This is a genomic window from Aggregatilinea sp. (assembly GCF_036822615.1).
Lineage (GTDB): Bacteria > Chloroflexota > Anaerolineae > Aggregatilineales > Aggregatilineaceae > Aggregatilinea.
On record NZ_DAISHJ010000040.1, the window covers coordinates 12,392 to 35,472 of the forward strand.

Below are 23,081 nucleotides of genomic sequence, written 5' to 3' on the forward strand. Positions count from 1 at the left end.
GGTGAAAAACCTGTGCGACACAGTCCGCTTACCGAGGTTGCGCACAGTATAGCGCAAATCGAGGCGGCGCGAAGCAGTACGGCAGGGGGATGCAGGGGAACCGGCGGGTTGCGGGGGTTAGGGAATGGGGATCAGGGCAAAGCTAGAATGCCTCGCCCTAACCAGGATCCGTAGGGGCGGGGCTTGCTCCGCCCGGCTTTGGCTTTTGCCTTAACTAACAACCAATAACTAACGACTAAAAACTGCTTTTTCGCGCCGCGACCCACCCCGCCGCCGCCACCAACCCGATCGCCAAAAACGGCGTGAGCATGGTGCGCATGCGCGTATCCATGCCGGACGTCTGCACGAACAGCGTGCCCGCCGTGAAATACAGCACGGGCAGCGCCACGCCGATCGCCAGCAGCCATGCGCGGCGGCGCACGGCAACGAGCACGCCCGCCAGCGCGCCCAGCATCAGGACGAGATTCCACGGCACTTCGAGCACCCGCGTCCAACGCGGCAGGGTCGTCGTGAAGCCGTACATGCGCGCCACCCCGATCGGGATCGTGGCGACATAGGCGGCGGGATACTGCCGGAACGTCTCGAAGGCGGTGGCGGTCATGGCGTCCGTCAGCGCGCGAGGCCCCGTATACTGCGAATGGCGCGTCATGCTGCTGACCCCGGACGTATCGTGCCCGAGCCGCTGTTCGACGCGGCGCGCGAGATCGGCGTACACGGTGTCCATGTCGTGATCCGTGCCCCAGTGCTCGACCGACGCGGCGCGGTAGTAGAGCAGGTTGTATGCGCTGATGCTCGACACGGTGGGGTTGTTGAAGACGCGCGCGTTGTGCCCGATCCACGCGCCGATCCCGATCACGCCGACCAACACATACACGGCGACCGTGCGCCACTGTGCGCGGTAAAAGAGCGCCAGCCAGATCGCCACCGGAATCCAGATGAGGTACGGCGCGGGACGGGTCAGCGTGGAGAGGACCAGCAGTAGCCCGGCAGCGCCGCCCCACAGCAGCGCCCGCCTGCCCCGGCAGGTCAGGACGGCGTGCAGCAGCGCGACCGTCATGCCCAAAAACGTCAGGTTCGCCAGCGACTCCGGCCCCAGGAACGCGGAATACACGACGCTGGCCGGATCGAGCGCGGCAATCAGCCCGACCGCCAGCGCCGCGCGCGGGCCGAGCGCCAGTTGGCGCGCCAGGATCGCGCTGAGCGGCGCGAGCAGCGCGCCCAACACGGCATTGCACAGCAGCACCGCGAGATTATCCAGATCGAGCGCGGCGATCAGCGCGGGGAACAGCGGCGGACGCGCCAGGAACAGGCTGTTGCTGAGATCGCCCTCGGACAGCATGTGATCCGCGCCGATCCAGTACAGCGTATAGTCGCCGGTCTGGAAGGCGCTGAGATCGTCCGTATAGCGCGCGCCGATGTAAGCCAGGCGCACGGCCAGAGCGGCGAGAAAGATCAAGAACAGCGCGCGGGCGGTACGTGTCTCCATAGTTTGGGCATCAGTGTCCGGCGTGGCGCACCTTGCGCGCGATGAGCATCGTCGTGAAGTTGAACGGCCACGGCGCGACCACGCGCAGCACCGCGCCGAGACGGTCGGCCAACCACGTCGTGCGGTAGTAGCCTTTCGCCTTGAACGGCCAGCCCAGGCCGCGCAGGGTGTAGCTGTGACTCGTCGGGCGGACCAGCGCGATCTCGAAACCCGCCTCTTGCAGCGCCGCAACGAGCTGGTGCTGGGTATAGGTGCTCTCGAAAAATTCCTCGTCGGTGAGCGCGCCGCGCTTCAACAGCCGCCGCTTGAGCTGGACCAGCTTATACACCACGTTGGGATAGGGGATGGTCAGCACCAGCGTGCCGCCGGGAGCCAGCACGCGGTTGGCTTCTAGCAGCGCGGGCAGCACGCCCTGCTGGAAATGTTCCAGCACGCCGAACGACAGGTAGCCGTGCAGCGAGTTGTCGCGGTAGGGCAGCGCGTGCACGTCCCCGACCTGCATGCGCATGGTCGGATCGTAGTCGTGCACGGTATGCAGCGCATTTTCGGCATAGTCCAGCCCGATCACGTTAAAGCCCAGCGCGCGCAGCTTGAACAGCACCGCACCCAGGCCGCTGCCCGCCTCCAGAATGATGCCTTCCTTGTCAAGATAGCCGGTGTACACGCCGAGCGTTTCATAGGCGCGCGGCTGCTCGATGGCTTGCAGCTCGAACTCGACGCTGGCATCCTGCCAGATATCTTCCCACGACTCGCGGGTGCTGTCGTATAGATCGCTCATGGATACCCTACCGTTTGCTGCCTGATGCTCGAATCTCGTTGATCAGCTCGACCAGCCGCGTCATGCGCTGGTCGTACGTGTGCTGCTCGCGGACGTGCCGCCGTCCCGCCGCCGCGATCTGCGCGCGCTCGCTTTCGTGGTCCAGGTAATACGCGACCAGCTTGCGCAGGTGCGCCGGATCGCGGTACGTAACGAGGTGCTCGTCCACGCGGAACCACTCGTGCACGCCGGGGCGGTCGTCCACGATCTGGAACGCCCCCACGCCACACGCCTCGAACAGACGCATGTTGCCGCCGTAGCGCATGAAGTCGCCGTGTGGATTGAGCGCGATTTTACCGCCGCACGTCACGCGCAGCATTTGCTCGCCCAGCGCCGGGCCGCGATAGAAGCGCTTCAGCGAGGAGGGAACCTCGTGCACGCTCCAGATGCCCAGGTTGAAGTCGGCCAGCGCTTCGAGCGCGGCGATCCGCTCGCCGTAAAGGTTGTCCGGCACGAGCGTGCCCACGAAGCTCACGTCGCAGCCGTACTCGGCCTGCTCCTGGTCGGTCAGCTCGTAGGGATGGTGAAACGCCGGGTCGATGGCCGACATCGGCAGCGCGACGACCCGCTTCGCCCCCAGCTCGCGCCACTGGATTGCGTGGTAGTAGTCGTTGGCGATCACGAGGTCGATCAGCGGGGCGGCGGCGCGCTCCACGGGGCGCGAAAACACGATGGGCGACGTGCCGCAGCCGTAAACCAGCGTCGCGTTATGCTGCCGTTTCAGTTCGGCCAGCGTGTCGGGCAGGATCACGGAGTTGTCGCCGGGCAGCACGATCACGTCCGGCTGAAAGGCGGCGGCCTCGTCCAGCAAATGCCGGTTGCGCAGGCGGTAGTCGGGGTTGAGCGTCGGCACGCGCGCCATCACCGCGCTGACCGCCCGCCCCGGCGTGAGGCGCTGCGTCATGTGAAGCTGGCGCTGTTTGGCCCACGGCATCGCGCTCTCGGATCGCCAGAAGACGCCGCACGTATGGCCGAGCTTGCGCAGGGCCTTCACCCAAAAATACTGCCCCTGCGACGGCGGAAAGATCGGATCTTCGCCGGGCGGGGCGTTGCGCTTGGCCTCTTCGAGCACGTCGGGATGGTGCAGCGAGGCGACAAACAAAATTCTCATAGCGGCTCCACAATGCGAACGGCCTCGCTCGACGGCTCCGGGATGTGCGGCGGCGCATCGAGCGTGGCCCTCTGCCACAGTTCCAGCAGCAGCAGCCGGAACACCACCTCGACCTGCTCGGTCTGCCCGCCGAAATGCTGCCGCAGCAGGCGCTCCAACGCGCCCTGCTCGAACAACCCGCGGCTCAAACTGTGCTCGTCCAGCAGCACGGACTGGATCCGTTCGCTCAGGTCGGTATCGAACCAGCGCAGGATCGGCGTGCCAAACGGCTGTTTGGGCCGCTGCCGCGCGAAGTCCGGCAGGTCATCGCGCATCGCTTCGCGCAGCACGTACTTGTTGCTCCGCAGCCGGATCGCGGACGGCACGCGCATGGCGAAGTCCATCAACTGCGGGTCGAAGAACGGCACGCGCGCTTCGAGCGAATGGGCCATCGTCACCTTGTCCACCGCCAGCAGGCCGTTGCCCGGCAGCCACGTATGCAGCGCCAGCGCTTGAGCCGTGTCGCCGGGGTCGTCCGCCCAGGCGCGCGCCAGGATGTCGGCATACGTGCGCTCTTTGTGCTGTGCCGCCGCCCACGCCGCGCGCAAATCGGGGCCATACAACCGCTGGCGCATCGGCTCCGAAAACACCAGCCCTTCGAACGACGCCAGCCGCCGCAAACCGTCACTCAACGGCAAAAACAGCGCGTGCCACGTGGGCAGGTAAGCGGGCAGCGCGCCGATGATCCGCACCCGGCGCAGCGTGGGATACAGCGCCTCCAGCGAGCGCCACGGCGCGCCGATCAGCCGGGTGCGCAGACCGTTGGGCACGACCCGGTCCAGGCGCGCGGAATTGCGGATCACCCACGGAAAACGGCGGTGGGAGGGGTAGCCGCAGAATAACTCGTCGCCGCCGGTGCCGTTGAGCACAACTTTGACGTGCTGCGCGGTGACTTCGGCCAGCGCTTGCAGCGACACGATCGACGGGTTGGCGTTCGGCTCGTCGTGGTAATACGCATACGCCAGCAGGAAGCGCCACCAGTCGTCGGCGGTAATGATGCGCTCGTGGTGATCCGTGCCGAAGTGCGCCGCGATGCGCCGCGCGTGCAGCGTTTCGTCGTCAGGATTGGCGGCGCCGCGCCCCACGTCGTAGCCCACCGAAAACGTCTTGATGCGCCCCGGTTCCATCTGCGCCATGAGCGCCAGCAGGGCCGCGGAGTCGATGCCGCCGCTCAAAAACAGGCCCAGCGGCACGTCGCTGCGCAGATGCAGCCGGACCGACTCGGCCAGACGCGTGCGCGCCTCCTCGATGATAGCCGCCTCGTCGGTGGGGCGCTCGTCCTCCGGCGGGTAGTCCGTCGTCCAGTGCCGGATCAAACGCGTCGCGCCGTGTTCCGCGATTAGCGCGTGGCCCGGCGGCAGCCGCCGTATGCCCGCGTACATCGTCTCCGCGCCGATCATGTAGCCGAACGTCAGGTAGGTATCCAACACGTCCAGGTTGAGGCGGCGCGGCAGGCTCGGATCGGCGAACAGGGCCTTGACTTCCGACGCGAACAGCAGCCGCCCGTCGCGCTCGGCCAGATACAGCGGCTTGATCCCGATGTGATCGACGGCCAGCACCAGCCGCTCGGCGTCCCGGTCCCACAGCGCGAAGCCGTACATGCCGCGCAGGTGGCCGAACAAGTCCAGGCCGTGCTCTTCATACAGGTGCACGATCGTCTCGGTGTCGGTCTGGGTGCGGAAGACGTGGCCGCGCGCTTCGAGGTCGGCGCGCAGCTCAAGGTAGTTGTAAATCTCGCCGTTGAACACGATCGCAATCGAGCCGTCTTCGTTGAAAATCGGCTGGTCGCCGGTATCCAGGTCGATGATGCTCAGGCGGCGCATCCCCAGCGCGACGGTCGGATCGGACTCCGGCCAGTGGAAGAAGCCGTCGCCGTCCGGCCCGCGATGCACGATGGTCTGCGTCATGGCGCGCACCAGCGCGGGATCCGCGCGGCCCGTTCGGGTTTGATCGAGAATGCCCACAATGCCGCACATAGCTTAGCCCAACTCCCGTTTCCAGTACCGCGCAATGAGGTGACCGCCGGGCATCGCGATCGCCATGCGGTAGATCAGATCCCAGTCGTCGCGGGCGACTGCGCCGCTCACCAGCGCCAGCGCCGCATACGTGGGCAGCCCGATGATCCCGGCCAGCAGCGGATGCACCCGCCGCAGCAGCAGCACGATGATCATCAGGCCCGCCGCCGCGAGGCCGAGCCGCCACAGATGGCTGCGCGCCCGCCCCCACCAGTCGGCGGGGAAATCGAACGACGTGAGGATGCCGGTCAGAATGGTCGTTTCCGCGATCAACGTGGCGATGGCCGCACCCTGCACGCCCACCCGTGGCAGCAGCACCGCCAGCAGCGCGATGTTCAATGCCAACCCCGACGCGCGGATCACGAGCAGGCGGCGCTGGCGGTTCTGGGTCAGCAGCGCCTGGGCGAACACGTTGCCGACCATGTTCACGACGGTGTACCAGATCAAAATCTTCAGCACGTCCGCCGTGCGCGTGAACTCCGGGCCGAACAGCCAGCCCGACAGCGGCACGGCCAGCAGCGACGTGTAAATCGCCAGCGGCAGGCTCAGCGTCAGGTTGAAAAACGCCAGCTTTTCGAGCATGAACTCGAACATGGCGCGCTGGCCGCTGCTGTACGTGCGCGACATCAACGGGAACACGGCGACCAGCACCGTCGTGCTGAGGATCTCGACCACCCCGAACACGATCACGAACCCGGCGGTGAGCTGGCCGGTGCCTTCCGCGCCGAGCACTGCCGTCGTGATCAGCTTGTCGGCGTGGTTATATGCCTGCGCAAGAAACGCGGCCATCGCCAGCGGCGCGCCGTTGATCAGCATGCTGCGCGCGACGCCCCGATCCAGCGGGAAATGGGGCCGCGTGCCGACGCGCGTCAGGGCGATCCAGTAGGCGCTCGTACGCGCCACCCCGGCGGTGATGGTGGCGACATACAGCCCCCACAGCCCACCCCCAAGGCTGAGCGCAATCGCGGCCAGCGCCACCAGAATGCCCACGTGCGCCGTCGAGATGACCGCCGGGATGACCATACGCTCCGCGGCGAGCAGTTGGTTGTGGCAGATGTTGCCCAGCGTATCGACCAGCAGGCTGACCCCGGCCAGGGCCAGCAGCGCGCGCAGTTCTGAATCGTAGCCGAAAAGGATCGCCGCGATCATCAGCACGCCGTAGCCGACCACCGCCAGCACCGGCTGCATGGTCAGCGACGCGCTCAGGTAGCGGCTGGCGTCTTTGGGATGGTTCGCCACGTCGCGCACGACGATCATGCCCATGCCGAAGTCCGGCAAAACCGCGCCTACGGCCAGCAGCGCGCCGATGGTGCCGTACACGCCGTAGCCCTCGTCCCCCAGCCAGCGCGCCAGCATAAGCTGCCAGATGAACAGCAGTCCCTTGGCGGAAATTTGCGAGAGGGCCATCGCGGTCGCGTTGCGCGCGGCGCGGCGCGTGGTGCTTTCCGTGGCGGCCTCGGCAGTCGGCACAGACAGGTCGCCGGGGGATTCAAGAGCGGTCTCAGCGTCCATTGAAAAAGTGGTCAGCCATCAGCATTCAGGTCTCAGCACACGCAAACCCACAGCCTCGCCCCTTCTCCGATCGAGTTAAGGAGGGGAGACGGGCAAAATCTCGCGCGATCGGGTAAGGGCAATTCATGAATTGCCCCTACGTACCTCATTCTCGCGTATCATCCGCGAACGGTATTGTAGGGGCGGGGCTTGCTCCGCCCGTCTTTTCTCCCGGGTCCCCGCGCAACAGGGTTGCGTGGGGTGGCTTCCCCTTCCCCTCGCCTGCGTGGGGGAAGGAACCGGGGGTGAGGTCCATCGCTTACCGTTTCCGCGCGGCGACCCGGCGATACACCGCGTCCATCTGCGCGGCGACCTGCGCCCACGTATAGCGCTCGCGGATCAGCGCCTGCGCGCAGCGACCCATACTAGCGCGCTGATCGGAGTCGGTCAAAAGCGTGGTCAGCGCGTCCGCCAGCGCCGGAACCTCGCGCGGGGCGACGATCCCCGCCCCTTCCGCCGCCGCTTCGGGGAAGTTGCAGCCGGGGGTAAGCAGCGCGGGCAGCCCGCACGCCATCGCTTCGAGCACCGCCATCGAAAACCCCTCGCCCACGGCGGGCATGGCGAAGACGTCCGCCGCCGCCAGCGCCGCCAGCCGGTCCTGCCCGGTCAGCAGGCCGGTGAACACCACGCGATCGCCCAATCCATATTCTTCGACCTGCGCCTGCGCGGTGGCGAGCATGCCCTCGTCCGGCCCGACGATCAGCAGTTTGGCGTCCGGCGCGGTCTCGACGGCCTGCGCGAAGGCGGGGATCAGAAACTGCACGCCCTTGCGCTCTTGCAGCCGCCCCAGGAACAGCACCACCGGCCCCTCGCCCAGACCCCACTGCGCGCGGAACGGGTCCGCAGGCGGCAGCGCGGCGAAGTCGTCCAGGTGGATGCCGTTGGGCACGATGCTGATCCGCTCGTCGGGCAGAGGCACGCCGCACGCCGACCACACCGCGCGCGCTTCGTCCGCTTCCGCCCCGGTCAGCGCGATCACCTGCGCAAAGTGCGGCAGCAGCCGCGTCCCGAAGGCCCGATCCCACAACTGTTTGACCGTCTGCCGCCCGGTTTCGTACGGCAGTGTGCCGTGCGGCGACAGCACCAGCGGCACGCCCAGTTCTTTCGTCAGCGCGGCCAGACGTAAATTTTCCGTAGTGCGCATCTCGTGGGAATGCACCACCTCGATCTGGTGCTCGGCCATCAGGTCGCGGATGGTGGCGGTGAACATGCGCGGCGAGGACAGGTTCAGCTTGCCGCGCAGCAGGTTGCTCCAGTTGCGCAGGCGGACCACGCGCACGCCGTCGATGATCTCTTCCTCGGTGTCGATGCGCTCGGAGGGACTGAGCGTGTCGGTGGTGACCACCACCACGCGGTGTCCGGCGTCCGTCAGGGCGCGGGTCAGTTCGGTCGTGGCGCGCACGACGCCACCGTAGGCCCAGGCAGGTGCGAAGTAGGGTATAACGTGCAGCAGGTTCATCGGTGGTGTCGTCAGCTCACTGGGTTCACGCGGATCGTCGTACATCAGTATTACGCAGGATCGCGGGCTTCGCTATCCCCGTATTATAAGCGGAGGAATGCGGCTCGATTTCGGAGGATATCCGGCGCTTTCATCCGGCGGCGCACTTCTTTATAATGGAGGCGGAAACGAGACCAGCTTAAAAACAGTTTTTGAGTAGGGGTTGGAGGTAGGGTGAGCGATCAGGCAGTGCTAAATTATCCAGATCTGCTCGGCGCGATCACCGGCGGGCCGCGTCTGAACGTGGACGTGGTGCAGTGTGCGCTGGCCGCGCGTCCTGCGGCGGTGGCAGCGGGCAGTTTTTTTGAGATCGTCTTTCTGGTTCAGAACGCCTCCGACGTGGACGTAGACGTGGTGATCGAGCCGGTCTTGCCCGATCGAGACGCCTCCAACCAGCGCCGCAGCTTTTTGACCAAGAGCGAGCGCGTGCGCATCGGCCTGCGTCCGGCGGAAGTCGGCTACATGACCCTGCCCGTTTCGACCTCGGCCAAGACCGCCCCGGCCTCCGGGTACGACGTCGGGCTGAAGCTGACCGCCAAGCGTATGGGCAAAGCGCAGCGCGTGCGCGCGCCGCTGGGCGGCGGCAGATTCGACGTGCGCGAACTGTCGCCCGCCGTGCAGCAGCAGATGGAGCACATGCGCGCGCTGGCGTTTTCCGCCGAGACATGCGGCAAAAAGAACTATATCGAAACCAACGTCGAGATCGTGCCGCCGACCGTCAGCACCCTGCACGAGCTGAAGCCGGGCTGGGTCAGCCTGTGGACCATGCAGGACTATCTGGACGACGCGACGATCGCCGCGCGGGTCGGGCGCGAGGTCGAGCAGGTGACGCCGTGGCTCACGCGCGAAAAACTGTTCATGCCGCTGTTCAAGGCCACGCAAACCCGGTTCCAGGCGGGCGGCTGCCCACTACACCCGCCGGAAGCGATCTTCATCGCCAAGATCCTCACGCTGATCCTGGAGCTTGGCCCCTCCGCCACCATCCCCGGCGAAACGCAAAGCGGGATGCCGCGCTGGTACAGCCGCATGTGTCACCTGCTGCTGCAAGAGCCGGATCTGGCCTCGAAGCCGGAAGGGCTGATCACGCAGTTGGTGTATCCCGATCTGGCCCACGACGCCGCGCGCCACGCCTTCGCCATGGTCAAGACCGTCACGGGCGAGACGTTCGGCACTCCGGCGGAGATGGAAACGTACACGGAAAATTTGTCCCAGGCGCTCGTGGACGGCGAGCCGCTGGATCTGGCGCGCGCCTATCTGCCGCTGATCCTGGGCGGGCTGATCGCCAACGCGCGGGTCACCCTGCCGAACGAACAAATCCGCGAGACGGTCAATTTGCTGGCGCGCGCGCTGGAACGGCGGCGGCAGGAGCAAACCGAAGACAATGCGTTCGTTCTGGATCTGGCCGACCGGCTGATCGAACGCGCGCTCGAAACGGCATAAATCAGATCACCAACCGTAAGGGAGCCACCTCCGCATGAACGCTCCGGCTTTGCCCGACATCTTTGCCGCGCTGACCGACGAGCGCGCGACTGTGGCCGGGATCGTACAGGCCGCGCTGGGCGTCTTCCCCGCCGTGACGACGCTGGGCCGCCCGGTCGAAGGGCTGCTGCTGCTGCAAAACCTGATCGACCAGCCGCTGACCGTGCACATCGCCGTGCACCTGCCAGAGCAGGACATCTACGGGGCGCATCTCAGCCTGACGACGCCCCGCCCCCGGCTGACGGTGCTGCTGCCGCCCGCCGAAGTGGGCCTGCTGCACCTGCCGGTCACGCCCCAGCCGCCCAGCGACGCCAGCGACGGCTATCACATCGGCATCGGCATCGACGTGATCCCGCCCGAGCACTACCAACCGCTGCGCCCGCTCTACGGCGGCGAAAAACCCAGCCTGCTGGCGATCTCCCCCTTCCGCGCGGAAGTACTGCGCGAGGTGGGCTTCAGCGCACGCACCGACGCGCGGGGACATCTGGCCGTGCCGTTCGGCGTGCTGCCGGCAGTCGTCAGCGCCTACGAGCAGGACCCGGAGCCGCGTTACGAGCCGCTGTGGACCGTGCGCGATCTCAAGCAGGAGCTGGCGCGCACCAAGGAGATCGCGGGCGAGGCGCTGACCTATGCGCGCGGGCTGACCGCCGCGCAGTTGTTCCCGATCCTGCTCAGCCACACGCGGCAGGCCTACAGCACGGCGGGCATACCACTGCACATCGGTGAAGCGATGGCGATCGCGCGGGCGCTGACCTACACCATGATCGGCTACACCAGCGAGCCGAACCCCACGCTGGCGCGCATGCGGTGGTTCCAACGCCTGTGCTGGCTGCTGGTGCACACGCCCGACGCCACCCGCACCCCCGACCAACTCGTGCAGGGACTGTACCCCAACATCGTGCACGACGCAGTGTTGATCGGCTTCCGGCTGGTGGCGGAACGTATCCGGGTCAACTTCGGCAATCCGGCGGAACAAAGCGACTACGTGGAGAAGCTGATCGCGGGGCTGGCCGGGCATCTGCCGCTGGGCCTGGAACACATCTACGTGCCGCTGGTGCTGCTGGGGACCGCGCTGGCGGCGGAGGTCCGTGCGCCGCAGGAAAATCCCTGGAACAGCCTGGAACTGCTCGAAGAAGCGCGCGACGGGCGTATCCGGCTGGCGGATGCCGGATTCAGCGAGGTGTTCGACCTGCTCAACCAGCTCATCCGGCAGGCGGAACAGGCGCTCTACCAGCAGCGGCTTCCCCCGGCCTGAGCATTCCGGCTCCGGCACGTGGCATTACAGCGGTTCTTAACCAATTCTCATCTATGCCTGCGAACTTCCAATAGAAATCTGATAGCCCGGCAGTTGGTTTCGGTGTAAACTTCACGCTGTAGCAGGTTAGAAGGTTGAAACCATTGGTAGGGTGACGGATACCCTGCCGCACCTTTCCGATCAGATCCGATCAAACGTCAAACGACTGTAACAGGGGCCGGCGAACCGGCCTTTGTTCCCCGAACAACCGTGTATTGGTAGTATAAGGACAAAACCCCATGATGCGTTTTGACCGTTTCACTGAACGGGCGCAAGATGCCGCCGTACGAGCGTACGAAATCTTGCAGCGCTACGGGCACAATCAGGTCGATACGGAGCATATGCTCCTCGCGCTGCTGGAACAACCCGGCGGCGTCATCCCCCAGTTGCTCGAAAAAATGGCGGTGGACCAGGACGCCATGCGCGAGCAGCTTGACAACGTGCTGAAGGCCAGCCCCAAGGCCGCCATCTACGGCGGCGGCGCGGGTCAGGTGTTCATCACGCCGCGCGTGAAGCGCGTGGTCGATATCGCCAACGAAGAGGCGAACCGGCTGAAGGACGAATATATCAGCACGGAGCATCTGTTCCTGGCGATCCTCAGCGAGCGCCGGACCGCCGTCGCGCGGATTCTGGCCGAGGCGGGCATCAGCAAAGAGCGCGTGCTGGAAGTGATCAAGGAAATACGCGGCGGGCAGCGCGTCACCGACCCGCAGGCCGAAACGCGCTATCGCACGCTCGAAAAGTACAGCCGCGACCTGACCCAGATGGCGCTGGAAGGCAAGCTCGATCCCGTGATCGGGCGAGATGACGAAATCCTGCGCGTGATCCAGATCCTCAGCCGCCGCACCAAGAACAACCCGGTGCTGATCGGTGAGGCGGGCGTGGGTAAAACCGCCATCGTCGAAGGGCTGGCGCAGAAGATCGCCACCGACGACGTGCCCGAAATTCTGGCGAACAGGCGCGTGGTCAGCCTGGACCTCGGCGGCATGATCGCCGGGAGCCGCTTCCGTGGCGAGTTTGAGGAGCGCCTCAAGGCCGCGATCGAAGAGATCCAGCGGTCCGAAGGCGAGATCATCCTGTTTATCGACGAGCTGCATCAGGTCGTCGGCGCGGGCGCGGCCTCGGGCGCGCTGGACGCCAGCAACATGATGAAGCCCGCCCTCGCGCGCGGTGAGCTGAACTGTATCGGCGCGACCACGCTGGACGAATATCGCCAGTACATCGAAAAAGACTCCGCGCTGGACCGCCGTTTCGCGCCGGTCTTCGTCGAGGAGCCGTCGATCGATGAGACGATCGAGATGCTGCGCGGCCTGCGCGAGCGCTACGAGGCGCACCACAAGATCACCTACACCGACGCGGCCCTGGTCGCGGCGGCGAAGCTCAGCCAGCGCTACGTGACCGACCGCAAGCTGCCCGACAAGGCCATCGACCTGATGGACGAGGCCGCGTCGAAGCTGCGCGTCGCGCTCTACTCCATGCCCGACGATCTGAAGGAAATGAAGCGCGCGCTGGACCAGTTGGAAGCCGCCGAAGAAGAGGCGAGCCTCAATCGTGATTACGAGCAGGCCGCCATCGTCAAGTCCGAGCGGCTGAAGCTGGAAGAAGACTACGAGACCGCTCGCCGCGAGTGGCAGCAGGAAAACACGCTCGACGAGATCGTGGACGAGCACGACATCGCGGAAGTCATCGCGCAGTGGACCGGCATCCCGGTCAGCCAGATGATGGAGACCGAAGCCGAAAAGCTGCTGCGCATGGAAGACGTGCTGCACCGGAGCATCATCGGCCAGCACGAGGCGGTCGTCGCCATTTCCGACGCGATCCGCCGCGCCCGCAGCGGCCTGAAAGACCCGCGCCGCCCGATCGGATCGTTCATCTTCCTGGGCAGCAGCGGCGTCGGTAAGACCGAGCTGGCGAAGGCCCTGGCCGAGTTCATGTTCGACGACGAAGACGCGCTGCTGCGCATCGACATGAGCGAATATCGCGAGCAGCACACCGTCAGCCGCCTGTTCGGCGCACCGCCCGGTTACGTGGGCTACGAAGAAGGCGGGCAACTGACCGAAGCGGTCCGCCGCCGCCCGTACCGCGTGATCCTGTTCGACGAGATCGAAAAGGCGCACCCCGAAGTGTGGAACGCGCTGCTGCAGATCCTCGAAGACGGGCGCATGACCGACGGGCAGGGCCGCACGGTGGACTTCCGCAACGCGGTTATCATCATGACGAGCAACCTGGGCACCGAGTTCGCCAACAAGGGCGGCGCGCTGGGCTTCTTCACCGACAACGACCCGCAGCTCATCGCGGACCACAAGGCGATCGAAGAGGCGCTGCGCCGGAACTTCCGGCCCGAGTTCCTCAACCGCATCGACGAAATCATCATCTTCGAGCCGCTCACGCTCGCACAGGTGGAGCAGATCGTGGACCTGCAAATGCAGGACATCGCCAACCGCATGGCCGAACAGGGCCTCTACGTGGCGATGGAAGAAGGCGCGCGGCATAAGATGGCCGAGGTCGGCTTCGACCCGCAGTTCGGCGCGCGCCCGCTGCGCCGTGCGCTCCAGCGCTACGTCGAAAGCCCGCTGAGCGTGCGCTTGCTGAAGGGCGAGTTCCGCTCCGGCGATCTGGTAGAAATCTACCTGGACGACGACGGGCAGATCAACTTCCGCCGCCTGGAAAGCGGGCACGTGCCCGCCCAGGTGAAGGAATCGGTCGAGGAAGAGGAGCACGCCGAGTAATCCCCCGGCGGCCTCCGCGTACAGACACGAAAATCCCGCGCTCATCCGAACGCGGGATTTTTTATTGCGTGCAAAACTCGCTTCCGGTTCCGTCAGCCGCGCGGATCGTCCTCGTCGTTGGACAGCACGATGTCCAGGCTGTACAGCAGCGAGATCGCCTCGGGCAGCGCGAACTTCGTCTTTTTGAGCGTGTTCAGCGTCGCGGCGATGGCGTAGCCGCTCGCGCCCCGAAAATCCGCGCCGGTCAGGTTCGTCTGCCAGAAGCGGCTGTCCGCCAGATCCGTCCCGCTGAAATCCGCCGAGGTCAGATCCGCCTCGGCAAAATCGACGTCGTGCGCCACGCAGCGCGTCATGCGCAGGTTCGGCATCGGCGCAGCGATGAAGGTCGAGTAGTTCAGCGTGCACTCGTTGAACGCCACCGAATTCAGCAGCCCCTGTTTGCGGCCCCACACGGCTTTCGTCCAGTCGATGCCCACCAGCTTCGACTTTTCAAACGTCGCGTCACGGAACATGCAGTTCGGAACCTGCGCGAGACTGAGGTCGCAGCCGTTGAACGTGCAGTCCACGAAGCGGCAGCGCTTGAACACCGTCTCGGTAAAAACACAGTCGTTGAACTCGCACTCGTAAAATTCTTTATCGTCCAGCGTCTCGCCGGAGCACTGGATCTTTTTGAACACCTGGCCGTTGAATTCCGTTCCGGCCAAATCACTACATCCCATGCGGGCTGCTCCTCAGCGTCATGATTCCTGCGTCATGCACCAAACTTGACGCGCAGCGCGTCGATTTGCGGCAGGTGAACCGTCTCGTGCGCCGCGAAGTAGCTGACCTGCTGGGCCAGCGTCACCTCGCCGAACTCCTCGTGGAAGCCGGTGCGCCACCAGTCCTTGAGCGCGATGCCGTCCAGCCGTTCGAGGATCTGGCCGCGCAGATCGGTATATTCCGCGAAGATGTCGCGTGTGGTCGACGGGCGCGCTTCCTGCCCGGCCCACTCGAACACGGCCTGCGATGCCAGGGCGGGATGCTCCTGCGTCATCAACAGCTCGACGCGCGTCTGAAGCACCTTCTGTGAATCGTGCAGATGCGTCACCACCTGCCGGACGGACCATTCGCCCGGCGCGGGCTGTTGGTTCATGGCGTCTTCGCTCATGCCTTCCATCAGCGCGGCGACCTCACCCGGCGTGCCGCGCAGCCGCGCCACCGACTGGAACGGATCGAGCGCGTCGAACCAGTAATTCGGCAGGTACTCGTGGAAGGTTTCGGGCCACGCGCCGCAGACCGGGCAGCGCTCGGTGGGGCGCTCCACCGTCAGGCAGCCGCACGTCCGGCAGATGAACGGGTTGGGCATTTCCTCGATCAATGGCAGGCGTCCGGCTTTGAGCGCGGCCTGCCCGGCTTTGAACGCGTCGAGCACGTCGGGGCCGAATCCCAGCGCGGCCAGCTCCCCTTCGGCCTGATCGACCGCGCCATGTAAATTGGACAGCCCGGTCGGCAAATTCGACCGGTAGGCCGTCCGGCGCAGGGCCGCCTCGGCGCTGGCGCGCAGCAGCTTTGCGATGTTGTACTGCCCTTCGCCCTCCATGCGTGACGCCACGGCGAGCAAGTGAACCAGCGTATCGCCCCAGGTAGGCGTTCGATCGCTCATACGTCCCTCCTCGATCTGCAGGCGGCTCCCGGCTGGATCAGCCGGTGATCCGGCCCTCGTATACGATGAGATTGTCAAAGTCGATGCTGACCGACGCGTCGGTTGTCACCCCGGCGACCATGCCCACCTGCCCCGACTGATCGGCGTATTTGTCGTCGGTGATGTCGCCCAGGAACTCGCCGTTGACGCTCAACGCCAGATAATCGTCCACACACACGGCGCGGATGGTATTCGACGCCTTGCCCTTGCGAATGGCGTTGTTCTGCCGCCAGTCGATGAGGAACTCCAGGCTGCGGTTCGAAAGGCGCGCGAAACCGAAATAGCCGTCGCCGCTGATCAGCAGCACGTACCCGGTCGCGTCGCCGCTGTCGTCCGTCGTCAGGCGGCAGGCCACGCCGTAGAGGTTGTTTTCCTCGTCGCTGATCTGCTGCGTCTCGACCTCGATCACCACGTTCTGATAGGCGTCACCGCCCAGGCTCCACGTGAACGACGGGCTGCCCGTCGAGCGGTGATCGATGCGGAAACGCCCGTCCACCACGCTCAGGGTCGAATCCGGCTCCTCAGCATTCACCGGATACGCGCCGCTCTCCCACGAGGAGGGATCGTCAAACGTGGCGGAAAGCAGCTCCGCCCCGGTTTCAACCTGATGTTTCGGGTCCGGCTGGCACGCAGCAATCGCCATGATCACCACGGCCAGAATCCCCAACAGATGTCTCTTACGACCCATCGCATGCCTCTTTCCGGTTGGAACCGGGCAGCACGGCCCGCAAAACGCTGCCCCTGCAGTCGCACGAATTATAATGGCTGCCGGGACTGCCAGCCAATCCACCCGCCGCGCCCCGTGCCGTTTTTTGGATGCACCGGCTCCCGCCCGCGTTTCCCGATCTCCAAAACGGGTGGGAACTTTTGGCGCGCGGGCAGCGTCTAGAAAGGGATGGGCAGACGCACACCCAGCGCCCGGCATCTGGCGCGGCGCATTCGTACAATAACTCCGTATAACACAACGAATCGTGTGCACCCTTGTAACCTGCCCGACACCGTATAGTGGATCAAGGAGAAGAACACATGTCATTCCGCAAGCACTTCGTCGCAGCACTGGCGCTTGTCCTCACGCTCACCCTGGCCGCGTCCGGGGCGGGCCTCTCCGCGCGCCCGGCGCACGCCCAGGACGGTTCCGACCAGCGCACCGTCACCGTGACCGGCTACGGCTACGCGACCGGCGTGCCGGACATCGTGCGCGTGGGCCTGGGCGTCGAAGCGGTCAATACCGACATCGCGGATGCTATGGACGACGTGAATACCCGCATGGACGCCGTGATCCAGACCCTTCAGGATGCGGGCGTCGCGCCGGAAGATATCCGCACCGAGTACTTCAACATCTCGCAGGACTACAGCTACAGCCCGATGGCCTCCAGCAGCGACGCGGCGGGCGGCACACCCTACCGCGTCAGCACCACCGTGCGCGTGACCGTGCGCGATGCGTCGCGCGTGGGTGAGCTGATTTCCGCCGCGGTGGACGCAGGCGCGAATCTGGTCAACTACGTCGAGTTTGACATCTCCGACAGCGCCGCGCTCGAAAGCGAAGCCCGCACGGGTGCCGTTGCGGACGCGCGTGCCCGCGCCGAAGAACTGGCCGGGCTGGTCGGTGCGACCGTCGGCGAGGCCGTGGACGTGGTGGAAGGCAGCAACGTGTACCCGCTGTCCAACCGCATGGACTACGGCGGCATGGGTGCAGCCACCAGTGACGCCGCGATCAGCCAGGGCACGCTCAGCGTGACCATGAGCGTGACGATCACCTACGTGCTTCAGTAGCGCCCGCGCGATCGATCATCGGGGGGTGGGGCGCAGCGCCCCGCCCCTTTTTTGATCGCGGCGGCCATTTTAGGGTGTTCATTAACGATCCTGGCGCTAAATTTATTTAAATAAGTCTCTTACGAAACACCAATTGCAGGTGATCTTACGTAATGCTAAAATGGAACCAAGATGAACCATACTCCATCCTTCCTTTGGTCCGCAAGACAGTTGCGGAAGATCCCCCCGGTCGGTGACCTGCAACCTGTCGCGCTTGTGAGACTATACGCCAACTAATGCGTAGATAGTATTGTTATGCGTGGATGAAGTTGGAAAGCTGGCCGAGTATGGATCGTACTGACGTACGCCCAATTTCCCCCCTTGACTTGCCCAATGTGCGGCGTGTCATTGCACGGAGCTTGCCGCTCGACCTTGCGGCGGCGCTCTCAAAAGGGATCAACGGGCTGGAAGACGCGCTGCTCGCGTCCTTTCCGCTGGCCGATTTCGGCGCGCCGACGCTCGTTATGCGCCAGGGCGACAGCACCTACGTGGGTCAATTTCGTCACCGCATGGGCGATCAGGTCGCCCAGTTGACACTGGTGGCGCCGGAGCCGCAGGAGGGCGACAGCCCGATCTGGACGCGGCTGCTCGAAGCGCTCGCCTTCGAGGCGGGCAAACGCGGGGCGCACTTACTTAGCGCCGAAATCGACGAGGGACACGCGGCTTTTCCGTCATTTCGCATGGCGGGCTTCGCCGTGTACTCGCGCCAGGTGATCCTGCGCCGCGAACCGGCCAGCGTACAGCGCGGCCAGCCGGATATGCTCCGGCCCGCGTGCAGCCAGGACGCGATCGGGATCAGCGTATTGTGGGCCAACACCGTGCCGCGTCTGCTTCAGCAGGCGGAACCCCTGCCCGACCCGGATTACAGCGGCGGGTTGGTCTACGAGCGGGATGGACAGATCGCCGCGTATTTATCCGTGACGGACGGCAAAAGCGGCATCGTCATCAAGCCCTATTTTCACCCTGAGATTTACGAGCAAACGTCGGACATCATTCTGGCGGCGTTGGCCCGTACGTCGCACGCGGAGGACCTGCCAGTGTACCTCTATGCGCGTGCTTACCAGGACTGGCTCCAGCGTGTGCTGGAAGAAGTGGAGTTTGTCCCGTGGACACACCAGGCACTCATGGTTAAGTATACGACCGTGCGCGCTGAGCGCGCAGAGGTTGCGGCGCTCCACCCGCTCGAAGCGAGCCGCCTGCGCCCACCCGTTGCCAACGGCCCACTTCCACTCCATAAACTCTCGACTCACAATGGCCGCGCGCCCGCCAACGAGCGCAGCGGCGGGGGATTCAATCAGAAATAAGCTATGGAACGACGAATTACCGACGACCTTGAAAAACTCAAAGCCGTTTTACCAGACTATCTGGTCGAGCGGTTAGCGGCCACGGGCCGCGATGAAAACGATCTGCTGGAAGTCATCGTAGACCTGGGCCGCGTGCCCACCGCGCGCTACGTGGACGGCGAAGTCGTGCTCGACGAGCAGGAAGTCACGCCGGAAACGATCCAATACGTGGCGGAGCGCGTCGGCTCGTTCGACGAAGACAACCGCGGCGGCATCCAGCGCACGCTGCACCGCATCAGCGCCATCCGCAACCGCCGGAGCGACATCGTCGGCCTGACCTGCCGCGTAGGGCGGGCGGTCTACGGCACGATCGATATCCTGGAAGACATCATCGAGGCGGGCAACAACGTCCTGCTGCTGGGACCACCCGGCGTGGGTAAGACGACGCTGCTGCGCGAGGCCGCCCGCGTGCTGGCCGAATCGCGGCGCGTGATCATCGTCGATACCTCGAACGAGATCGGCGGCGACGGCGACGTGCCCCACCCGGCGGTTGGCCGGGCGCGGCGTATGCAGGTCGCGCGTCCGCTGTTCCAGCACGAGGTGATGATCGAAGCGGTCGAGAATCACAATCCCGAAGCGATCGTCATCGACGAGATCGGGCGCGAACTGGAAGCGCAGGCCGCCCGCACCATCGCGGAACGCGGCGTGCAGCTTATCGGCACGGCCCACGGCAACAGCCTGGACAACCTGCTGCTCAACCCGACGCTGTCCGACCTCGTGGGCGGCATCGAGTCGGTCACGCTCTCGGACGAAGAAGCGCGCCGTCGCGGCACGCAGAAAACCGTTCTGGAGCGCCGCGCGCCCCCGACCTTCAACGTGCTGGTCGAGATCCAGACGCGCAACCGGCTGGCGGTGCTGGACGACGTGGCTGCCGCCGTGGACGCCAAGCTGCGGGGCCGCCCGCTGCCCGTGGAAATCCGCACGCGCACCGAGTCGGGTGAGATTCAGATCGAGTCCGCCCGGCCCGATCCGACCTTCGGCGAGCGCAACGGCACGCGCCGGGGCGGGAGCGGCGCGCGCGACACCGGGCGACGGAACGAGTTCTCCGGCCCGGCCCGCGAGCGCGAGCAGGACTACGTGCTCGACAACTTCGGCGGCGGGTCCGCCAACCGCGCCGAGCCGTTCAACCTGCCGGGTGGCAACCGCTCGCTGCCGCCGCTGCACGTCTATCCCTACGGGGTGGCGCGCAACCGGCTTCAGCAGGTCGCCCGACAGCTTCACGTCCCAGTCGTGATCGTGGACGATCTCGAAGCGGCCCAGGCCATCGTCACGCTCAAGAACTACTACCGCCGCCGCCCGCGCATGATCGTGGACGCGGAGCGCATGGGCATCTCGATCTACGTCCTGCGGGCGAACACCGTCACGCAAATGGAAGACTTCCTGGTGGATGTCTTCCAGCTTCACGGAGATGAACCCCAGGACCCTTTTGGCCGGGCGATGGGCGAAGTTGAGGACGCGATCCGCCGCATCCGCAGCGGGGCGCGCTCCGTCGATTTGTCGCCGCAGGCCGCGCATATTCGCCGCAAGCAGCACGAAATGGTCCGCGCCGCGCACCTGATCTCGCACAGCTACGGCAACGAGCCGAACCGCCGCGTGCGGATCTTCCGCGACGAGCCGGTGCGCTAAGCCGGATCTCAGCCAAACCGTATGCCGGGGGCAGGGTGAAACATCCCTGCCCTTTTTGTTCTGCGGCTGCCAGTGCTCAACTTTCAGGTTCCAGCCCGTGCAACAATGCCGCGCATCCGTAGGGACGGGGCTTGCTTCGCCCGTTTTTCGGGGCCACCTACCATCCCCACTCTACTTCTGAATATCGACGTCCAGCTTCCGGCAGAAGCGCTTGCAATACTCGACGTCCTTGAGGCTGAGGCGGGCTTTGCTGTACCCTTTTTCGGTATTGATAGCGCAGTAACGCTCCAGAATGATTTCCGACGCCGTTTCCGCGTACGCCGCCGCGCTGTTGATTCCCATCTCGCGCAGAATCTTCGCGTAGACCGGGCCAACGCCGTTGATGCGCAGCAGGTCCGCCAGTTCGACCGCCGCCTCGATCTTCGCCTGCTCAAGATGCAGGCTCGCGGCGAGTTCCTCACGGGCGGCGCGCGTCAGGCCGCGCTCATACAGATCCTTCGAGGATTTGAGTCCCTCCCGGTCGAACCGGGCTAATTCCGCCTCGGAAAACAGATCAAGGCTTGCGAGCGGAACCGGCTTCGAGACGTAGCTGTTGATCTCCCGGTTGAGCACGGTCAGGTAATCGACGCTGACCGACAGCTCGGCGGCGAGCGCGGGATAGTCGCGCTTGTTGCGCAGCAGCTTTTGCAGCGCGCCGAGGTCGTTTATTCCCTTGCGCTTCATGCGCGCCATCACGCCCGAAAGATCGTCCGCCAGAATCCGCCTGCCGGGCAGCAGGTCGGCGGTGGCGATGATCGTTTCAAATTCATCCAGGCTGATTTGCGCGAGATCGATCGCGTACATCGTCTCCCCCTTAATTGTTTTTGCGCGCCGACGTGCTGTGGCAGCGCGTTCGTGGCCCGGCTCCATTATATGCTCAGGACACTCGCCGCGTATAACCGCTCAGAACCGCATTTCATTCCCAGGAGGGCAGCCATGTACAGGCACGGTACCTTAATGGGGCACATCCTCACCGTTCTCATCCTCTGCGCCGTAATGTGCGCCACCGCAGTTCCCGCAGCCGCACAGGGAGAGTCAGGCTATACGCCGCGCTTCGAGCCTGCCGACTGTGCATTCGACACACCGGAGGGCTACGAGATCGAATGCGGCTATCTCGTCGTGCCGGAAGACCGCAGCCAGCCGGACGGGGCATGGATCAGGCTGCACGTGGCGATCTTCAAGAGCCGCAGCGAGACGCCTCTGCCCGATCCCGTGATTTACCTCGCGGGCGGCGGGGGCTACAACCAGCTCGACGCCGTCGGGCATTATTTGGGCGATGCCAGGGGCGACGCGATCCTTGCCGAACGCGATTACATCCACTACAACCAGCGCGGCGCGGATTACGGCGATCCCGTAGTGGACTGCCCCGCGCACGTCGAGACGCTGCAAGCGATGGCGCGCGAAGCGCTGACCCAGGAGGAACGCAACGCCCGCGAACAGGCGGCGCTGCTGGCCTGCCGCGACACGTTGACCGCCGAAGGGATCGACCTGACGCAGTACAACAGCGCGACCAACGCCGCCGACGCGAACGATCTGCGCATCGCGCTGGGCTACGAGCAGGCCAACTACTACGGCACGTCCTACGGGACCAAGCTCGCGCTGACCCTGATGCGCGACTATCCCGACGGCGTGCGCAGCGTGATCCTCGACTCGGTATACCCGCCGCAGGTCGATTACTACAGCGACTACGCGCCCAACGTCGTGCGCTCCTTCGAGCATGTCTTCGCCGCCTGCGCCGCCGACGCCTCGTGCAGCGCGCGTTACCCGAACATCGACCAGACGTTTTACGCCGCCATCGACCGCCTGAACGCCGCCCCCGTAACGCGCACGATCGGCGAATACACGGTCGTCGTGAACGGGAATATGCTGCTCGAAGCGATGGAACTTATGCTGTACGATCCCGGCTCGATTGCCGCGCTGCCGTGGATGATCGACAACGCCAGCCACGACCGCTTCGAGCCAATGGACGGCCTGTTTTACGCGCTGCTGACCGATATTCCAAGCAGCATCAACTGGACGATGTTCTACGCGATGCAGTGCCGCGAGGAAATCCCGTTCGAGGATCGCGCGCAGGTCGCGGCGCGTGCCGCCGGTGCCCCGCCCGAACTCGCGGACTTTTACCGCGTGCGTTGGGCCGAATTCGCGTTCGATCTGTGCGCGCAGTGGGAGATGCCCGCCGCCGATCCGGTCGAAAACGAGCCGGTCGAGAGCGACATCCCGGCGCTGGTGCTCGCCGGAGCATACGATCCCGCCACGCCGCCCGCCTGGAGCCAGAGCGCCGCCGAACACCTCAGCCACAGTTTTTACGTCGAGTTCCCGGCGATGAGTCACGGCGTGATGCGTAACGGCGGCTGCGGCCTGTCGATCGGCATGCAGTTCCTGGCCGATCCCACCACTCCGCCCGATACGAGCTGCATCGAAACCATGCACATGCCCGCCTTCAACTAGCGCGTGTGATGCGTAGGGGTACCCGGCTTTGCCGACAACGGGCGGGGCAAGCTTCCGCCCCTACAAAACCCGTTGGACGCGGCTTGTCTCCCCTCTCCAACCCAGATTGGAGA

The 23,081-nt window shown here is 65.2% G+C and carries 17 protein-coding genes; 7 read left to right on the forward strand and 10 right to left on the reverse strand.

From position 1 onward, the window contains the following. Positions 1 to 235 precede the first annotated feature (235 nt). The 6 genes from V7116_RS13080 to V7116_RS13105 form a co-directional block, all read right to left on the reverse strand. Entirely contained in the window at positions 236 to 1,486 is a 1,251-nt protein-coding gene (locus V7116_RS13080; RefSeq protein ID WP_324392380.1) for an ArnT family glycosyltransferase, read from the reverse strand. A gap of 10 nt (positions 1,487 to 1,496) precedes the next feature. Next, complete coding sequence (locus V7116_RS13085) at positions 1,497 to 2,264, reverse strand: class I SAM-dependent methyltransferase (RefSeq protein ID WP_324392381.1); 768 nt, start codon at positions 2,262 to 2,264, stop codon at positions 1,497 to 1,499. Between the two features lie 7 nt (positions 2,265 to 2,271). Further along, positions 2,272 to 3,414 carry a CgeB family protein gene (locus V7116_RS13090; protein ID WP_324392382.1) on the reverse strand — a complete coding sequence of 381 codons (1,143 nt, stop codon included), beginning with the start codon at positions 3,412 to 3,414 and terminating at the stop codon, positions 2,272 to 2,274. Next, on the reverse strand, positions 3,411 to 5,429 hold the full coding sequence (asnB, locus tag V7116_RS13095) for an asparagine synthase (glutamine-hydrolyzing) (RefSeq protein WP_324392383.1): 2,019 nt from the start codon (positions 5,427 to 5,429) through the stop codon (positions 3,411 to 3,413). Before asnB ends, V7116_RS13090 begins: the two co-directional genes overlap by 4 nt. A 3-nt stretch (positions 5,430 to 5,432) precedes the next feature. Beyond that, positions 5,433 to 6,980: a flippase gene (locus V7116_RS13100; RefSeq protein ID WP_324392384.1), complete on the reverse strand. Its 1,548-nt coding sequence runs from the start codon at positions 6,978 to 6,980 to the stop codon at positions 5,433 to 5,435. Positions 6,981 to 7,278: 298 nt separating this feature from the next. After that, a complete protein-coding gene (locus V7116_RS13105) occupies positions 7,279 to 8,523 on the reverse strand; it encodes a glycosyltransferase (protein ID WP_324392385.1) in 1,245 nt (414 codons plus the stop codon). Positions 8,524 to 8,691: 168 nt separating this feature from the next. Between V7116_RS13105 and V7116_RS13110 the strand changes: the two genes are divergently transcribed. From V7116_RS13110 to V7116_RS13120, 3 genes are all read left to right on the forward strand, one after another. After that, a complete protein-coding gene (locus V7116_RS13110; RefSeq protein WP_324392386.1) occupies positions 8,692 to 9,957 on the forward strand; it encodes a hypothetical protein in 1,266 nt (421 codons plus the stop codon). A gap of 34 nt (positions 9,958 to 9,991) precedes the next feature. Continuing rightward, positions 9,992 to 11,251 carry a hypothetical protein gene (locus V7116_RS13115; protein WP_324392387.1) on the forward strand — a complete coding sequence of 420 codons (1,260 nt, stop codon included), beginning with the start codon at positions 9,992 to 9,994 and terminating at the stop codon, positions 11,249 to 11,251. Between the two features lie 281 nt (positions 11,252 to 11,532). Further along, positions 11,533 to 14,019, forward strand: a complete 2,487-nt coding sequence (locus tag V7116_RS13120) for an ATP-dependent Clp protease ATP-binding subunit (protein WP_349258537.1) — start codon at positions 11,533 to 11,535, stop codon at positions 14,017 to 14,019. A gap of 92 nt (positions 14,020 to 14,111) precedes the next feature. Here V7116_RS13120 and V7116_RS13125 read toward each other — a convergent pair whose 3' ends face one another. From V7116_RS13125 to V7116_RS13135, 3 genes are read right to left on the reverse strand one after another with little or no spacing between them, the layout of a single operon-like run. Next, entirely contained in the window at positions 14,112 to 14,738 is a 627-nt protein-coding gene (locus tag V7116_RS13125) for a pentapeptide repeat-containing protein (RefSeq protein ID WP_324392389.1), read from the reverse strand. Positions 14,739 to 14,770: 32 nt separating this feature from the next. Further along, positions 14,771 to 15,661, reverse strand: a complete 891-nt coding sequence (locus V7116_RS13130; RefSeq protein WP_324392390.1) for a DinB family protein — start codon at positions 15,659 to 15,661, stop codon at positions 14,771 to 14,773. Positions 15,662 to 15,698: 37 nt separating this feature from the next. Then, a complete protein-coding gene (locus tag V7116_RS13135; protein ID WP_324392391.1) occupies positions 15,699 to 16,388 on the reverse strand; it encodes a hypothetical protein in 690 nt (229 codons plus the stop codon). Between the two features lie 338 nt (positions 16,389 to 16,726). Between V7116_RS13135 and V7116_RS13140 the strand changes: the two genes are divergently transcribed. The 3 genes from V7116_RS13140 (at position 16,727) to V7116_RS13150 (ending at position 20,481) form a co-directional block, all read left to right on the forward strand. After that, positions 16,727 to 17,473, forward strand: a complete 747-nt coding sequence (locus V7116_RS13140; RefSeq protein WP_324392392.1) for an SIMPL domain-containing protein — start codon at positions 16,727 to 16,729, stop codon at positions 17,471 to 17,473. Between the two features lie 398 nt (positions 17,474 to 17,871). Further along, positions 17,872 to 18,816, forward strand: coding sequence for a hypothetical protein (locus V7116_RS13145; protein WP_324392393.1), 945 nt, complete (start codon positions 17,872 to 17,874; stop codon positions 18,814 to 18,816). Positions 18,817 to 18,819: 3 nt separating this feature from the next. Next, the gene (locus V7116_RS13150) at positions 18,820 to 20,481 is read left to right on the forward strand and encodes a R3H domain-containing nucleic acid-binding protein (RefSeq protein ID WP_324392394.1); all 1,662 of its coding nucleotides are present in this window, start codon (positions 18,820 to 18,822) and stop codon (positions 20,479 to 20,481) included. A 171-nt stretch (positions 20,482 to 20,652) separates the two neighbouring features. On the opposite strand, the gene V7116_RS13155 is transcribed toward V7116_RS13150, so the two are convergent. Beyond that, on the reverse strand, positions 20,653 to 21,324 hold the full coding sequence (locus V7116_RS13155) for a DUF4332 domain-containing protein (protein WP_324392395.1): 672 nt from the start codon (positions 21,322 to 21,324) through the stop codon (positions 20,653 to 20,655). Between the two features lie 132 nt (positions 21,325 to 21,456). Here V7116_RS13155 and V7116_RS13160 point away from each other — a divergent pair, with 132 nt between their 5' ends. Next, positions 21,457 to 22,968, forward strand: coding sequence for an alpha/beta fold hydrolase (locus V7116_RS13160; RefSeq protein WP_324392396.1), 1,512 nt, complete (start codon positions 21,457 to 21,459; stop codon positions 22,966 to 22,968). Positions 22,969 to 23,081 lie beyond the last annotated feature (113 nt).

Coding starts and splice junctions, on each gene's coding strand:
- V7116_RS13105 (WP_324392385.1), bottom strand. CDS start 8,523: ATGTACGACGATCCGCGTGAACCCAGTGAGCTGACGACACCACCGATG.
- V7116_RS13120 (WP_349258537.1), top strand. CDS start 11,533: ATGCGTTTTGACCGTTTCACTGAACGGGCGCAAGATGCCGCCGTACGA.
- V7116_RS13125 (WP_324392389.1), bottom strand. CDS start 14,738: ATGGGATGTAGTGATTTGGCCGGAACGGAATTCAACGGCCAGGTGTTC.
- V7116_RS13115 (WP_324392387.1), top strand. CDS start 9,992: ATGAACGCTCCGGCTTTGCCCGACATCTTTGCCGCGCTGACCGACGAG.
- V7116_RS13135 (WP_324392391.1), bottom strand. CDS start 16,388: ATGGGTCGTAAGAGACATCTGTTGGGGATTCTGGCCGTGGTGATCATG.
- V7116_RS13100 (WP_324392384.1), bottom strand. CDS start 6,980: ATGGACGCTGAGACCGCTCTTGAATCCCCCGGCGACCTGTCTGTGCCG.
- V7116_RS13090 (WP_324392382.1), bottom strand. CDS start 3,414: ATGAGAATTTTGTTTGTCGCCTCGCTGCACCATCCCGACGTGCTCGAA.
- V7116_RS13155 (WP_324392395.1), bottom strand. CDS start 21,324: ATGTACGCGATCGATCTCGCGCAAATCAGCCTGGATGAATTTGAAACG.
- V7116_RS13150 (WP_324392394.1), top strand. CDS start 18,820: ATGGAACGACGAATTACCGACGACCTTGAAAAACTCAAAGCCGTTTTA.
- V7116_RS13140 (WP_324392392.1), top strand. CDS start 16,727: ATGTCATTCCGCAAGCACTTCGTCGCAGCACTGGCGCTTGTCCTCACG.
- V7116_RS13080 (WP_324392380.1), bottom strand. CDS start 1,486: ATGGAGACACGTACCGCCCGCGCGCTGTTCTTGATCTTTCTCGCCGCT.
- V7116_RS13130 (WP_324392390.1), bottom strand. CDS start 15,661: ATGAGCGATCGAACGCCTACCTGGGGCGATACGCTGGTTCACTTGCTC.
- asnB (WP_324392383.1), bottom strand. CDS start 5,429: ATGTGCGGCATTGTGGGCATTCTCGATCAAACCCGAACGGGCCGCGCG.
- V7116_RS13085 (WP_324392381.1), bottom strand. CDS start 2,264: ATGAGCGATCTATACGACAGCACCCGCGAGTCGTGGGAAGATATCTGG.
- V7116_RS13160 (WP_324392396.1), top strand. CDS start 21,457: ATGTACAGGCACGGTACCTTAATGGGGCACATCCTCACCGTTCTCATC.